Here is a 13,972-nt window from a genome sequence, read left to right as displayed (position 1 = left end):
TCTCTGATTGCTAGAACCTTAATACCAGGAGGCTACGGTCCATGGCGAGACCCCCTTTGTTCCAGCGCGCGACCGTGACGCGGATCGTCAAGGAGTGCGCGGACGCACGTACGTACGTCCTCGCCCCGCACGACGGCCCGTTCTCCTACCAGGCCGGGCAGTTCTGCACGTTCAAGGTGCGCGTGGATGGCCAGGACCTGTACCGCTCCTACTCGATGTCGAGCGCCCCGGAAACCGACGACGAACTGATGACCACCGTCAAGCGGGTGCCCGGCGGCCGGGTGTCGAACTGGCTGCACGACAACCTCGTCGAGGGCGACGAGGTGGAACTGACCACCCCGGCAGGCACCTTCCTGTTGCAGCCGAGCGAGGCGCCGTTGCTCGGTTTCGCCGGCGGCAGCGGCATCACCCCGATCCTGGCCCTGGCGAAGAGCACCCTGGCCACCACGAACCGCCGGGTCCGGCTGCTGTGCGCGGACCGCGACGAGGCGTCGGTCATCTTCGAGTCGGTTCTCGCCGAACTCGTCGAGCGGTACCCCGACCGGCTGTCGGTGACCCGCCATCTCGACAATCGCGGCGGATTCCTCGACGCGGGTGCCGTGCGGGAGTTCGTCGGCGACGACGTGGCCGCGGACAGCTACCTGTGCGGCCCCGAGCCCTTCATGGCACTGGTCGAGTCCGCCCTCCCCGGTCCCGGGCGGGTGTTCAGCGAGAAGTTCGGCACCCCGGCGGAACCGGTGACCGCGGCCCCCGCGCCCGCCGCCGACGCGACACCGCCCCAGGGCACCGTGTCCGTCACCCTGGGACGCCAGAAGGTCACGGTCCAGCGTCAGGACGGCGAGACCATCCTGGAGAGCGCCCGCCGCGGCGGCCTGACGCCGCCGTTCTCCTGTGAGGCCGGCAACTGCGGCACCTGCATCGCCACCCTCACCGAGGGCACCGCGACCATGCGGGTCAACGACGTGCTCAGCGACGGGGAGATCGCCGACGGTTACGTCCTGACCTGCCAGGCCGTCCCGGACTGCGCGTCGGTCACGGTGGTCTACGAGGACTGAGCCGGAACGAACGAATCGGGGGCCACCGTCCGGTGGCCCCCGACTTCGTGTCCCTGCCTGCGTCTCATGCGTCCGGCTGGACACCCTTGACACGAGGGCGCCCCGCGGCCTTGCCCGCCGCCCGCTCGGCCGCGTCGACGGCCTGCCAGCGCGCCTTGTCGATCACGCCCGGCACCCGTCCGGTCACGAGCGCGGCAAGCGCGTCCCGGTCACCCTCGGGCGCAGTGAGCCTGCCTGCCTGGAAATCCTCCAGCAACGCGGCGACCGTCTCCTCGGAGTCCGTCCGGTTGGTGCCGATGACGCCGCGCGGACCCCTCTTGATCCATCCGGTGGTGTAGATGCCGTCCGCCCCCTCGATCCGGCCGCGGTCGTTCGGGAGGACGGCGCGCGCCTCGTCGAAGGGCAGTCCGTCGACCGGACGCCCGCGGTAGCCGACCGACCGGAGCACCAGCGCGGTCGGGATCGTCTCGATCTCCCCGGTCGGCACCGCGTTCAGATCCTCGTCAAGGGTGTTGCGCACCAGCGTGATCGACTCGACCCTGCCGTCACCGTGCAGTTCGGTGGGCGAGGCCAGGTATCGGAACACGATCCGCTTCCCTGCCCCCGAGCCGCCCGTCGCTGCGTACTCGCGGGCGAGGTCCATCTTCAGCCGCACCGAGGGTTCCGCCTCCGGATCATCGACGATCGCCGCACTCGCCGCGTCCAACTCCAGTTCCGTCTCGTCGACGACGACGTCGACGCCGGGCAGGTGCCCGAGCGCGAGGAACTCCGAGGTCGAGTACGCCGCCTGCGCCGGTCCCCGCCGACCGACCACGACGACCTCGCGGATGTTGCTGTCGCGCAGGGCCTTCAGTGCATGGTCGGCGATGTCGGTGCGCGCGAGCTCATCCGGGTCCATCACCAGGATCCGGGCGACGTCGAGCGCGACGTTGCCGTTGCCGATGATCACCGCCCGTTCCGCGGTCAGGTCGAACTGCCGGTCCGCGTGGTCGGGATGGCCGTTGTACCAGGCCACGAACTCGGTTGCCGAATGGCTGCCGTCGAGGTCCTCGCCGGCAACGCCGAGACGCCGATCGCCGGGAGCGCCGACCGCGTAGACGACCGCATGGTGGTGTGCGCGCAGCTCGTCGAGGGTGACATCGGCGCCGATCTCGACGCCGAGGTGCATCCGCACCGCATCGGACCGGAACGCCGCCGAGAACCGGTCGGTGACCCCCTTCGTCTCGTGGTGATCCGGGGCGACGCCGTTGCGGATCAGGCCCCACGGCGTGGGCAGGCGGTCGAAGATCTCGACCTCGACGTTGCCGTACCGGAGCAACTGCTCGGCCGCATAGCAGCCCGCCGGACCGGAACCGACGATCGCGACACGGAGCGTGCCGAGCTCCGCGGGCAGACGGCGCGGCGCCGACGGCGGGACGAGGAGGGAGTTGTCGAGCGGGTGCCTCTCGAAGTACGCGCGGTTGATGTCGGTGAACCGTTCCAGCGACGCCGGCAGGTCGAAATCGGAGTAGATCGCGTCCACCGGACAGGCCTCCGTGCACGCGCCGCAGTCGATGCAGGTGTCCGCGTCGATGTAGAGCATCTCGGTGGTGCCGAAATCGGGGTCGTCCGGCCGGGGACGGATGCAGTCGACCGGGCACTCGGGAACGCAACTGGCGTCGTTGCAGCAACGCTGCGTGATAACGAAGGTCATGGGAAATCCTGGGCATCTCGGACGGATCAGCATCGCGACTCGAACGGCTGCGGTCCGCCTTCCACAACGGCGTACCGCGCTGCCTCACCAATCGCGAGAATGACGTTTCTGATATTGTAGAACATTGTTTTCACCCGAACAACGGACAAACCGGGCGCAAAGCCGTGCACCGATCACTGGTCGACGAGACCGCCGGAATCCGCTTCCGTTCCGGCCGTATCGATCTGGCGCCGATGCCCTCAGCTGGCAGACGCCAGACCCACATCGCCCGGACCACGACGCAGATCTGTCCAGATCGACTCCGTCACCCCCGCCGCTGCGACCGACTCCGACGCCGCGGCGAGGGCCCGACCCTTGAACGCCCGAGCGGCACCGCTGAGCCGATGCTCCCCCGGCCGGAACCACTCATCCATATCCCCCGACCACACCTCACCCCACATGCTGATGCTCATGTCACCTTGCTTCGCGAGGAGTCCCAGCAGACCACTTCGCACCCGCTCGTCGCTGACGAACAAGTCCACCGACACGGCCAGCTCGTGCGGATGCGGACCTGCCGGCGTCGCGAGCGCCGCATCCAGATCCAGTGTTCGAACACCGAGAATCTGAAACGGACGAAGATCCGGATGGTCGGCGACGACAGCCGTGACATCCCAACCCGAGGTCACCCGATCGAACATCCACCCACCGGCCAGTCGCACCACATCGCGCACACTCGGCCCGAACACCACCAGTCGCTTCCTGAGGCTGTGCTGACGGGCGTGCGCCGTCGACTGAGCCACCGAATGAACACGGTCGAGACCTCGTCGCGAGGTGACGATCGATCGAGCAGCCATCATGTCTCCGTTTCTCCGAGGAAGCGCGAGCCTTCAGCCACCGGAAGTAACCGGGTTACCGCAGGAAGGTAGCAAGGCGCCCCACCCGCGGCAAGGAAATCCACGAAGTTGGGGAACGCCGAGGCAAAGGGCGGGCCGCGCGGACCGTCACCGCGCCTCGGCGCCGCGAATGTGTCCTTGACCACATACCGGCGCTGGTGCTAAGCATGTGCCCAACAAATGCTGATCGAGTGCTCAGCATTGGGGGTTCGTAGACACTTCACAGGAGGCTGCGGTGACCGACTTCGAAACGATCGACTACTTCACGGATCCGTCCCTGGTACCGGATCCACACCCCTACTACGACCATCTGAGATCCAAATGTCCGGTGACGCGACTGCCGGTGTACAACGTGATCGCGGTGACCGGATACGAGGAGGCCGCCGAGATCTTCCGCGACGCGGACACCTTCTCCAACATCATCGCGCCGATCGGGCCGTTCCCCCCGCTGCCGTTCGAGCCGGAGGGCGACGACATCAGCGCCCAGATCGAGGCGCATCGCAGCGAGTTCCCGATGTCCGAACACCTGGTCACCTTCGACCCGCCGCAGCACCAGCGCACCCGGTCGCTGCTGGGAAAGCTGTTGACGCCGAGGAGGATCCAGGAGAACGAAGAGTTCCTGTGGGGCCTGGCCGACCGGCAGATCGACGAGTTTCTCGCCAACGGCCGGTGCGAACTGATGAAGGAGTACGCACAGCCGTTCGCGCTGCTGACGATCGCGGACCTGCTCGGTGTGCCGGTCGAGGACCGCGAAGCGTTCCGCATCCACCTCGGCGCGCAGAAGCCCGGCGCGATGAGCGAGGAAAACGCGCTCGCGCACAACCCGCTCGAGTTCCTCGACGGCAAGTTCAGCGCCTACCTCGAGGACCGCCGTAACTCCCCCCAGGGCGACGTCCTCACCAGCCTCGCCGAGTCCACCTACCCCGACGGCTCGATGCCTGAGGTGATCGAACTGGTCCGCCTGGCGACCTTCCTGTTCGGCGCCGGCCAGGACACCACCGCCCGGCTGATCACCGCCTCGTTGCAGAAGATCGGCGACGACCAGCAGTTGCAGAAGCAGTTGAGGGAGGACCGGTCCCGCATCCCGAATTTCGTCGAGGAGATGCTGCGGATGGAGGGCACCGTCAAGAGCGACTTCCGGCTGGCCCGCCGCACCACCACCGTCGCCGGGGTCGAGATCCCGGCCGGCACCACCGTGATGATCAATCCCGGTGCCGTGAACCGGGATCCGCGCCGCTTCGAGGATCCGCACGAGTTCGATGCCGACCGGCACAACGCCCGCGAGCACCTCGCCTTCGGCCGGGGCATCCACTCCTGCCCCGGTGGACCGCTGAGCCGCACCGAAGCCCGCATCACGATCGAGCGCTTCCTCGACCGCACCGAGGACATCCGGATCTCCGAGGAGCACCACGGCCCCGCCGGCTCCCGCCGCTACACCTACGAACCGACCTACATTCTGCGTGGCCTGACCGAACTCCACCTCGAGTTCACGCCCGTTTCCTGATCCGCCCCACGAGAGGACCTCATGAGCACCGACAACACCGCGGCGGCCGGCCGCGTTGCCGTGATCACCGGCGGCGCTTCGGGTATCGGCCTGGCCGTCGCCCGTCACCTCGGGGAGGCCGGACACCCGGTCGCCCTGTTCGATCTTCCCGGCGAGACCCTGCAGCAGGCGGCCGAGGGCCTCCGCGGCGACGGGATCACCGCACTGGCCTGCGAGGTGGACGTCACCGACCGGGGCGCCGTCGACAAGGCGATGGATCAGGTGCGCGGCGAGCTCGGACCCGTGCGCATCATGGTCACCAGCGCCGGCATCGAGACCACCGCGCCGTTCGGCGACATCGCCGCCGACGACTGGGAGCGGGTCCTCGCCGTCAACCTGACCGGCACGTTCCACAGTGTGCAGTCGGCGCTTCCGGACATGAAGGAGAGCGGTTGGGGCCGGATCGTCACGATCTCATCCTCGAGCGCCCAGTCCGGCGCCCCCGACCGCGCGCACTACGTCGCATCCAAGGGTGGCGTCATCGCGCTGACCAAGGCGCTGTCGTTCGAGCTGGCACCGCTCGGCATCACCGCCAACACCATCCCGCCGTCGATCATCGACACCCCGATGGCGCGCGAAGGGGCGAAGCACGACGCGATGATCAACCTCGACGCACTGGCGTCGATGACGCCGGTCCGGCGGATCGGCACACCGGACGACGTCGCCGCTGCCACCGCGTTCCTGTGCACGGACGCCGCCGGATTCATCACCGGCCAGGTCATCGGCGTCAACGGCGGCTGGTACCTCTGATGCGCGTCGTCGCCGACTTCGAGCGGTGCGAGGCCAACGCGATCTGCGTCGGGTTGGCCCCCGACATCTTCGACCTGAACGACGACGAAGAACTCTCGGTGGCGCCCGGACCGGTTCCCGCTCACCTCGAGCGGGCCGTCCGGGACTCCGTCAACCAGTGTCCCCGAGCGGCCCTTCGCGAGATCGAGTAGCACTGCGACCAACGGACACGAGAGCAGCTGAGCCACAACACGATGCGGGGCCTGCCGGACGACGATCGTCCGGCAGGCCCCGCACTTCGTGTTCATGCGCTCGGAGGCTCAGGCCCGGGTCGGCACCTGACCGTGCTCGCCGAGGCGCGGCGGCGGTCCGTACTCCGGCTCGAAACCCTCGACCCGGATGGGGCTTCCGATCAGTCTGAAGTCCCCGGCGCTCACCACGACCTCCGGCGTCTCCGCCAGCGCCTCCGGCAGCGTCCGCACCGCCGCCGCCGGAACCCCCAGCGGCCGCAGGCGTTTCTCCCAGCCGAGCGCGGTGTCGGCGGCCAGGGCGGCGGTCACCACGGCCAGCACCTCGTCCCTCCGCTGCGCGCGTTCGGCCATGGTGGGGAATCCGTCGATCCCGGCCTCCGCAGAGAACGACCGCCAGAACCCGTCGTGGGTGACGAACAGGGCCAGGTGACCCTCGGCGGTCGGAAACAGCTGCGCCGGAACATAGTAGGAATGCGCACCGTTGGCCATTCGCTTCGGTGTCGTTCCCTCGTTCAGGTATGCCGAAGCGCGGTAGTTCAGTTGGGACAGCATGACGTCGCGCAGCGACACGTCCACCTGCCCGCCGCGACCGGACACGATCTGCGCGAGCAGGCCGAGTGCGGTGGTGAGACCGGTGGAGTTGTCGGCCGCCGAGTAGCCGGGCAGCGTCGGCGGGCCGTCCGGGTCACCGGTGAGTGCGGCGACGCCGGTCTGCGCCTGGATGACGTAGTCGAATGCCGGGTCGTCGCCGGCATCGAGTCCGTATCCGGTGAGGGCGACGCAGACGATCTTCTCGTTCCACCGGCGCAGGGACCCGTAGTCGAGCCCGTACTTGCGGATCGCCGACGGCTTGAGGTTGACGATCAGGCCGTGCGACTGCGCGGCGAGTTCGCCGAGCCGGCGTTGTCCCTCGTCGGTGCCGAGGTCGAGGCAGATGCTGCGCTTGCCCCGATTGAGGCTGGCGAAGTAGGCGTCGCTCACCTGCCGGGAGAGATCGCCGGTCGGTGGCTCGATCTTGGTGACCTCGGCGCCGAGGTCGGCGAGCATCATGGTCGCGTACGGCCCGGCCAGGATGTGCCCCACCTCGAGGATCCTGATGCCCGACAGCGGGCCCGCTGTCGTCATCGGAGGTCCTTGACCAACTCCGCCACCACTTCCCGGGTCCGGTACTTGGATGCGACGAGCTCGTCCCGGGTGTCACCGATCGGCAGCAACCGCATCGAGATGTCGGTGGCGCCCGCCTCCGCGTACCGACGGAAGCCGGCCATGATGGCCTCCTCGTCCCCCGCGATGCACAGGTCGCCGACGTCCCGGACATCCCCGTGGTCGAGCAGACGCTGGTAGTTCGGCGAGACCTCGGCCTCCGCGAGGATACGGTTCGCGCGTTCCCGGGCGGTGTCGACCTCGGACGGCCGGCACAGGCACACCGGCAGCCCGGCGACGATGCGCGGCGCCGGGCGGCCGACGTCGGCGGCGGCCTTGGTGATCTTGGGCGCGATGTGGTCGGCGATCGCGCGGTCGTCCGCCATCCACAGCACGGTGCCGTCGGCCCGCTCACCGGCGATCTTGAGCATGACCGGTCCAAGGGCCGCGACGAACACCGGCATCGGAGCCACCGGCGGCAGGTCGAGCGGATTGTGCACGGTGAAGGTGCCGTTCTCGACGTCAACGCTGCCCGATCCCGCCAGCGCGGCGTTCAGGACCTCGAGATAGTCGCGGGTGTACCCCGCCGGCTTCTCGTAGGGCAGGCCGAGCATGTCCTGCACGATCCAATGGTGCGAGGGCCCGACGCCGAGGGACAGCCGGCCACCGATGGCGGCGTGCACGGACAGCGCCTGACGTGCCAGCGCGATCGGGTGCTGCGCCTGCAACGGCACCACCGCGGTTCCGATCTCGATCGTCGAGGTCCGTGCACCCATCAGCGCGACGGCCGTCAACGCGTCGAAATCGTTGGGCACCTGCGGCACCCACACGGTGTCCAAGCCCGCGGATTCCGCCCACTCCACGTCGGCCATCATCCGGGCGACCTTGCGCGCGGAGTCCCCCCGCTCCGGCCCGACCATCACACCGATCCGCACGTTACCTCCAGGTTTGACGAGATGAATTGTCTTGCACTGCGCGAAACCACCCTGACCGAATGTGGGATTCGGTCACGTGAACCGACCGAATCCCACATTCGGTCAGGACGGGGACGGGGACCCGGTGAGCTTGCGCACCTCGGTCACCAGCACGTCCAGCGGCGTGCTGGTCGGGAACACCGCGGCCGCACCCGCCTCGAGCAGACGCGGGACGTCGGCCTGCGGGATCGTGCCGCCGACGATCACGTCGATGTCTCCGGCGTCGGCCGCCCGCAACGCGTCGACGACCCGGGTGGTCAGGGCCACGTGCGCACCCGAGAGGATGCTCAGGCCGACGACAGCGACGTCCTCCTGCAGCGCGATCGAGACGATGTCCTCGACCCGCTGGCGGATGCCGGTGTAGATCACCTCGAATCCGGCGTCGCGCAACGCGCGAGCGACGATCTTGGCGCCGCGGTCGTGACCGTCGAGTCCGGGCTTGGCGACGAGAATGCGCGCGGTCATCAGAACACCACCGGCTGCACGAACTCGCCCCACACGGCCTTGAGCGCGGAAACCATCTCGCCGACGGTGCAATACGCGTTGGCGCAGTCGATCAGGGAATGCATCAGATTGTCGGTTCCTTCCGCGGCGCGGGACAGGGCGGCGAGGCTGGAACGAACCGCCTCGGGGTCGCGTTCGGCCTTGACTTTCGCGAGCCGCTTGAGCTGTAGTTCGCGGCCCTCGGCGTCGAGCTCGTACGTTCCGATCTCGGGTGCGGGCTCGTTCGAGGTGAACTTGTTGACACCGACGACCGGGCGCTCGCCGGCCTCGATCTCCTGGTGCAGCTTGTACGCCTCGTCGGCGATCAGGCCCTGCAGGTAGCCGTCCTCGATTGCACGAACCATGCCGCCGTGCTGTTCGAGGTCGGCCATGATCTCGATGATCCTGGCCTCGGTGGCGTCGGTGAGCGCTTCGACGAAGTAGGATCCGCCGAGCGGGTCGGCGACGCGCGTCACGCCGGTCTCGTACGCGAGGATCTGCTGGGTGCGCAGCGCCAGGGTTGCCGACTCCTCGCTGGGCAGCGCGAACGGCTCGTCCCAGGCGGCGGTGAACATCGACTGCACGCCGCCTAGCACGGAGGCCATCGACTCGTAGGCGACACGGACCAGGTTGTTCTGGGCCTGCGGCGCATACAGCGAGGCGCCGCCCGCGACACAGCCGAACCGGAACATCGACGCCTTCTCGGTGGTCGCGCCGTACCGCTCGCGCACGATCGTCGCCCAACGCCGTCGTCCCGCACGATATTTGGCGATCTCCTCGAAGAAGTCGCCGTGCGTGTAGAAGAAGAAGGAGATCTGGGGCGCGAACTCGTCGATCGTCATCCGGCCGCGCTCGACCACGGTGTCGCAGTAGGTGACGCCGTCCGCGAGGGTGAAGGACATCTCCTGCACCGCGTTGGCCCCGGCGTCACGGAAGTGTGCTCCGGCCACGGAGATCGCGTTGAACCGGGGCACCTCGGCCGCACAGAACTCGATGGTGTCCGCGATCAGGCGCAGCGAGGGCTCCGGCGGCCAGATCCAGGTGCCGCGAGAGGCGTATTCCTTGAGGATGTCGTTCTGGATGGTGCCCGTCAGTTTCTCGCGCGGCACGCCCTTGCGTTCGGCGGCGGCGACGTAGAAGGCGAGCAGGATCGCGGCGGTCCCGTTGATGGTGAAGCTGGTGCTGATCTTGTCCAGCGGGATCCCGTCGAACAGCACCTCGGCGTCGGCGAGCGTGTCGACGGCGACCCCGACCCGGCCGACCTCCTCGCTGACCTCGGGGTCGTCGGAGTCGTAGCCGCACTGCGTCGGCAGGTCCAGCGCCACCGACAGCCCGGTACCGCCCTGCTCGAGGAGGTAGCGGTAGCGGCGATTGGACTCCTCGGCGGTGCCGAAGCCGGAGTACTGCCGGAAGGTCCACAGCCGGCCGCGGTAGCCGGACGAGAAGTTGCCGCGAGTGAAGGGGAACTGGCCCGGGGCAGGCGGGTCGACACCGGTGTCGGTCGGCCCGTAGACCGCCTCCAGCGGGATGCCCGACGAGGTCTCAACGTTGTCAGTCACGCCGACAACGATACTTGCAGAAAATGAGAATGCCAATATCATCACCGAGAATAGACTGATCAGACCTTGACGGGAGAACGATGTCCAGCCGAGAGAACACCCTCACCGACCGCACCATGGTCATTTCCGGGGCCAGCCGCGGAATCGGCCTGGCCATCGCGGTGGCCGCGGGCAGGCAGGGCGCGAACGTGGTGCTGCTGGCCAAGACGGCGGAGCCGCACCCGCGGCTGCAGGGCACCGTCCACACCGCGGTCGCCGAGATCGAGGCCGCGGGCGGCAAGGCGGTTGCGGTGGTCGGCGACGTCCGCAACGAGGAGGACGTGGCGCGCACCGCGGCAACCGCCGTGGAACGGTTCGGCGGCATCGACATCTGCGTCAACAACGCCAGCGCGATCGCCCTGGAACCGACCGAGCAGCTCTCGGGCAAGAAGTACGACCTGATGCAGGACATCAACTGCAAGGGCACGTTCCTTCTCACCCAGGCGTGCCTGCCGCACCTGCGCGCATCGTCCAACCCGCACGTGCTCACCATCGCCCCGCCGGTGAACATGAACCCGCGATGGCTCGGCGCGCACCCCGCCTACACGCTGTCCAAGTACGGAATGACCTTGCTGTCGTTGGGTTTTGCCGACGAGTTCGCCGACGCCGGCATCGCCGCGAACTGCCTGTGGCCGCAGACCTACATCGCCACCTCCGCCGTCGCGAACATGGTCGACGGCGAGAACCTGCTCTCCTCGTCGCGGTCCCCGGAGATCATGGCGGACGCCGCGGTCGAGATCGTCTCCCGGCCCGCGCGCACGACGACCGGCAACTGCTACATCGACGCCGACGTGCTCACCGAGTCCGGGGTCGCCGACCTGTCCCGCTACGGCGGCGGCGACCAGCCGCAGCTGGACCTGTTCCTCGACTGACCCGTTCCCCAGGGGAGGTAGCCGTGTACATCTGCCTGTGCCACGCCATCACGCACCACACGGTCGACGAGGCCGTCGCCCGCGGCGCACGCACCTCGAAGGAGGTCGCGGCCGCATGCGGCGCGGGCTCGGACTGCGGACGGTGCCGCCGCACGGTGCAGGCGATCATCGCCGCGGCGGCGGGCGGAGCCACCGGGCCGGCGGCGGACGCGGGGGCGACCATCGCCACCACGCATGCCCGGCGGCATCACGCCCCCGCACGGTGACCCTTCTCGGTGGCGCCCTCCCGAACGGAGGGCGCCACCGAGATCACCCGCCTCGACGGATCACTTGCCCTTGGCGAGGACTCGATCCGCGGCCTCCCAGTGCGCGTCCGACACCCACAACCGGGCGAACGCCGCGACCGCCTCGGACTCGGAGGCGCCACCGATCACCTGCTTGATCGCGCCGGACGACGGGTTGGCCAGCGACCTCGCCAGCGTGCGCCAACCGTCGGCGAACGACTCGCGCGGGAGCACCCGGTCCACCAGACCGACGCGCTGAGCTTCGTCGGCACCGAGGACGGCCCCGGACCCGGCCAGCATCAGCGCGCGACCGCGACCGACCAGGGCGGCGAGCCTCTCGGCGCCACCCCAGGCGGGCATGATGGCCAGGCTCACCTGGTTGAAGCCGATCTTGATGTCGTCCGCGGCGACCCGGATGTCGGCGGCGACGGCGACCTCGGCACCACCGCCGAGGGCGTGGCCGTTCAGCGCCGCGACCACCGGGGCCGGGAAGTTCGCGATCCGGTCGCAGATCGACCGCATCCGCCACGCCATGTCCGCGGCCTGCTCCTCGGTCCGCAGCCTGCTCAGCTCCTTGAGGTCACCACCCGACACGAAGGCCCGGTCGCCCCCGCCGGTGACGACCAGGGCCTGCGCGCCCGCCGCCTCGTCGAGCGCCTTGTCCAACTGGTCCATGGTTTCCGGCGCGATGGCGTTGCGGGCGTGCGGACGGTCGATGGTGATGACCGCCAGCCCCTCGTCGAATTCGAGGTCGACCATCTTTCATTCTCCCAACTGATATTGGCATTCTCTTGCTACGAGAATAATCTATCCGCAGTTGACGGAACATCGGCCGGACCGACCCCGCCGGCACGATGCCCGGGTGCGGCGCCGACATAGGCATTGGAGCTCGCCACATGCGGAACATCCCCAGCGAACTGGTCACCCGTTACGAGTCGGAGGGGTGGTGGACCAAGGACACGATCGGCGATCTGCTCACCCGCGGCCTGGACGCGGCGCCCGACACCGAGTTCCGCGTCCACTCCGCGGTCCGCCCGTACACCGGCACGTTCCGCGACGTCGAGCTCGTCGCCCGCCGCCTCGCCGCCGGCCTGCGCGAGCGCGGAGTCGGCCCCGGCGACATCGTCGCCTTCCAGCTGCCGAACTGGATGGAGGCGGCGGCGGTGTTCTGGGCGTCGTCCTTCCTCGGCGCGGCGGTGGTACCCATCGTGCACTTCTACGGCCGACGCGAACTCGAGTTCATCCTGGGAGACACGAAACCGAAGGTCTTCGTCACCACCGAGAATTTCGGCCGCACCGAGGTGCACGAAGACCTCTGCGCGACAGTGCCGATCGTCGGCGTGGTCGGCTGCAACATTTCCCGAGGCTCCGCCCGGGGTGACAATTTCGACGACCTGCTCGCCACCGAGCCGATGCTCGGGCTGCTCCCGGTCGATGCGGCGGAGCCGGCGTTGATCGCGTTCACCTCCGGGACGACCAGCACTCCCAAGGGTGTGGTGCACAGCCACCAGACACTCGGCCACGAGACCCGTCAGCTCTCCGACCTGTACCCGCCGGACCGCGGCCATCAACTCACCGCGGCTCCGGTCGGGCACTTCATCGGCATGGTGAACGCCTTCCTGATCCCGGTGCTCGACGGCACCGCCGTCAATCTCACCGACGTCTGGGACCCGGCACAGGCGCTGGCCCTGATGCGTAGCGACGGACTGACCGTCGGCGGCGGCGCCACCTACTTCGTCACCAGCCTGCTCGACCACCCGGACTTCACCCCCGAGCACCTGCCGTTCATGCGGTACGCCGGCCTCGGCGGGTCGTCGGTGCCCGCGGCCGTGACCACCCGACTGGAGGATCTCGGCATCACGGTGTTCCGCTCCTACGGCAGCACCGAGCACCCGTCGATCACCGGGTCCCGGCACACCGCCCCGACCGACAAGCGGCTGTTCACCGACGGCGACGCGCTGTCCGGGGTGGAGATCCGTCTCGCCGAGGACGGCGAGATCCTCAGTCGCGGACCGGAACTGTGCATGGGGTACACCGATCCGGAGCTGACCGCGAAGGTCTTCGACGAGGACGGCTGGTATCACACCGGCGACATCGGAGTGCTGGACGAGGACGGTTACCTGACGATCACGGATCGCAAGTCCGACATCATCATTCGCGGCGGCGAGAACATCAGCGCGCTCGAGGTCGAGGAGGTGTTGCTCACCGTGCCCGGCGTCGCCGAGGCGGTGGTGGTGGCCGTTCCGGACGCCCGACTCGGAGAACGCGCGGCGGCCGTCGTCCGAATGCGCCCCGGAAGCGAAGCCCCCTCGATGGACGGCCTGCGCACGCACTTCGACCGGGCCGGACTGGCCAAGCAGAAGTGGCCCGAGGAGTTGCACCAGGTAGACGACTTCCCCCGCACCGCAAGCGGCAAGATCCAGAAGTTCGTCGTCCGGAACGATATTGCGACACTCAAGTAGAGAGAATAGTATT

The 13,972-nt window shown here is 68.6% G+C and carries 14 protein-coding genes; 7 read left to right on the top strand and 7 right to left on the bottom strand.

From position 1 onward, the window contains the following. Positions 1-41 precede the first annotated feature (41 nt). The gene (locus ACWDU4_RS00280; RefSeq protein ID WP_450111835.1) at positions 42-1,055 is read left to right on the top strand and encodes a 2Fe-2S iron-sulfur cluster-binding protein; all 1,014 of its coding nucleotides are present in this window, start codon (positions 42-44) and stop codon (positions 1,053-1,055) included. A 64-nt stretch (positions 1,056-1,119) separates the two neighbouring features. Here the strand turns inward: ACWDU4_RS00280 and ACWDU4_RS00275 are convergent, their stop codons facing one another. Both ACWDU4_RS00275 and ACWDU4_RS00270 read right to left on the bottom strand, forming a co-directional pair. Continuing rightward, positions 1,120-2,748 carry an FAD-dependent oxidoreductase gene (locus tag ACWDU4_RS00275; RefSeq protein ID WP_450111834.1) on the bottom strand — a complete coding sequence of 543 codons (1,629 nt, stop codon included), beginning with the start codon at positions 2,746-2,748 and terminating at the stop codon, positions 1,120-1,122. A 239-nt stretch (positions 2,749-2,987) separates the two neighbouring features. Then, positions 2,988-3,425: a hypothetical protein gene (locus ACWDU4_RS00270; RefSeq protein ID WP_450111833.1), complete on the bottom strand. Its 438-nt coding sequence runs from the start codon at positions 3,423-3,425 to the stop codon at positions 2,988-2,990. Between the two features lie 430 nt (positions 3,426-3,855). Here ACWDU4_RS00270 and ACWDU4_RS00265 point away from each other — a divergent pair, with 430 nt between their 5' ends. From ACWDU4_RS00265 to ACWDU4_RS00255, 3 genes are read left to right on the top strand one after another with little or no spacing between them, the layout of a single operon-like run. Then, positions 3,856-5,124, top strand: a complete 1,269-nt coding sequence (locus ACWDU4_RS00265) for a cytochrome P450 (protein WP_450111832.1) — start codon at positions 3,856-3,858, stop codon at positions 5,122-5,124. Positions 5,125-5,145: 21 nt separating this feature from the next. Beyond that, positions 5,146-5,913, top strand: a complete 768-nt coding sequence (locus tag ACWDU4_RS00260; protein WP_450111831.1) for an SDR family NAD(P)-dependent oxidoreductase — start codon at positions 5,146-5,148, stop codon at positions 5,911-5,913. Beyond that, positions 5,913-6,104, top strand: coding sequence for a ferredoxin (locus ACWDU4_RS00255; protein ID WP_450111830.1), 192 nt, complete (start codon positions 5,913-5,915; stop codon positions 6,102-6,104). Before ACWDU4_RS00260 ends, ACWDU4_RS00255 begins: the two co-directional genes overlap by 1 nt. Positions 6,105-6,212: 108 nt before the next feature. Here ACWDU4_RS00255 and ACWDU4_RS00250 read toward each other — a convergent pair whose 3' ends face one another. The 4 genes from ACWDU4_RS00250 to ACWDU4_RS00235 form a co-directional block, all read right to left on the bottom strand. Continuing rightward, positions 6,213-7,268 carry a CaiB/BaiF CoA transferase family protein gene (locus ACWDU4_RS00250; protein WP_450111829.1) on the bottom strand — a complete coding sequence of 352 codons (1,056 nt, stop codon included), beginning with the start codon at positions 7,266-7,268 and terminating at the stop codon, positions 6,213-6,215. Further along, a complete protein-coding gene (locus ACWDU4_RS00245; RefSeq protein WP_450111828.1) occupies positions 7,265-8,221 on the bottom strand; it encodes an LLM class F420-dependent oxidoreductase in 957 nt (318 codons plus the stop codon). The genes ACWDU4_RS00250 and ACWDU4_RS00245 overlap by 4 nt, the downstream gene beginning before the upstream one ends. A gap of 102 nt (positions 8,222-8,323) precedes the next feature. Further along, on the bottom strand, positions 8,324-8,725 hold the full coding sequence (locus tag ACWDU4_RS00240) for a cobalamin B12-binding domain-containing protein (protein WP_450111827.1): 402 nt from the start codon (positions 8,723-8,725) through the stop codon (positions 8,324-8,326). Then, positions 8,725-10,344 (bottom strand): methylmalonyl-CoA mutase family protein, encoded by a 1,620-nt coding sequence (locus ACWDU4_RS00235; protein WP_450112041.1) that lies wholly within the window; start codon positions 10,342-10,344, stop codon positions 8,725-8,727. Before ACWDU4_RS00235 ends, ACWDU4_RS00240 begins: the two co-directional genes overlap by 1 nt. Before the next feature lie 38 nt (positions 10,345-10,382). Between ACWDU4_RS00235 and ACWDU4_RS00230 the strand changes: the two genes are divergently transcribed. Beyond that, a complete protein-coding gene (locus ACWDU4_RS00230) occupies positions 10,383-11,213 on the top strand; it encodes an SDR family oxidoreductase (protein WP_450111826.1) in 831 nt (276 codons plus the stop codon). A gap of 23 nt (positions 11,214-11,236) precedes the next feature. After that, complete coding sequence (locus tag ACWDU4_RS00225; RefSeq protein WP_450111825.1) at positions 11,237-11,479, top strand: (2Fe-2S)-binding protein; 243 nt, start codon at positions 11,237-11,239, stop codon at positions 11,477-11,479. A 60-nt stretch (positions 11,480-11,539) separates the two neighbouring features. Here ACWDU4_RS00225 and ACWDU4_RS00220 read toward each other — a convergent pair whose 3' ends face one another. Then, complete coding sequence (locus ACWDU4_RS00220) at positions 11,540-12,256, bottom strand: enoyl-CoA hydratase/isomerase family protein (protein ID WP_450111824.1); 717 nt, start codon at positions 12,254-12,256, stop codon at positions 11,540-11,542. A 137-nt stretch (positions 12,257-12,393) separates the two neighbouring features. Here ACWDU4_RS00220 and ACWDU4_RS00215 point away from each other — a divergent pair, with 137 nt between their 5' ends. Next, positions 12,394-13,959, top strand: coding sequence for an AMP-binding protein (locus tag ACWDU4_RS00215; protein WP_450111823.1), 1,566 nt, complete (start codon positions 12,394-12,396; stop codon positions 13,957-13,959). Positions 13,960-13,972: the final 13 nt, after the last annotated feature.

This window comes from Rhodococcus sp. NPDC003348 (genome assembly GCF_053589375.1).
This window is presented reverse-complemented; position numbering and strand designations above follow the sequence as displayed.

Coding starts and splice junctions, on each gene's coding strand:
- ACWDU4_RS00280 (WP_450111835.1), top strand. CDS start 42: ATGGCGAGACCCCCTTTGTTCCAGCGCGCGACCGTGACGCGGATCGTC.
- ACWDU4_RS00275 (WP_450111834.1), bottom strand. CDS start 2,748: ATGACCTTCGTTATCACGCAGCGTTGCTGCAACGACGCCAGTTGCGTT.
- ACWDU4_RS00270 (WP_450111833.1), bottom strand. CDS start 3,425: ATGTTCGATCGGGTGACCTCGGGTTGGGATGTCACGGCTGTCGTCGCC.
- ACWDU4_RS00260 (WP_450111831.1), top strand. CDS start 5,146: ATGAGCACCGACAACACCGCGGCGGCCGGCCGCGTTGCCGTGATCACC.
- ACWDU4_RS00255 (WP_450111830.1), top strand. CDS start 5,913: ATGCGCGTCGTCGCCGACTTCGAGCGGTGCGAGGCCAACGCGATCTGC.
- ACWDU4_RS00250 (WP_450111829.1), bottom strand. CDS start 7,268: ATGACGACAGCGGGCCCGCTGTCGGGCATCAGGATCCTCGAGGTGGGG.
- ACWDU4_RS00240 (WP_450111827.1), bottom strand. CDS start 8,725: ATGACCGCGCGCATTCTCGTCGCCAAGCCCGGACTCGACGGTCACGAC.
- ACWDU4_RS00235 (WP_450112041.1), bottom strand. CDS start 10,344: ATGATATTGGCATTCTCATTTTCTGCAAGTATCGTTGTCGGCGTGACT.
- ACWDU4_RS00230 (WP_450111826.1), top strand. CDS start 10,383: ATGTCCAGCCGAGAGAACACCCTCACCGACCGCACCATGGTCATTTCC.
- ACWDU4_RS00220 (WP_450111824.1), bottom strand. CDS start 12,256: ATGGTCGACCTCGAATTCGACGAGGGGCTGGCGGTCATCACCATCGAC.
- ACWDU4_RS00215 (WP_450111823.1), top strand. CDS start 12,394: ATGCGGAACATCCCCAGCGAACTGGTCACCCGTTACGAGTCGGAGGGG.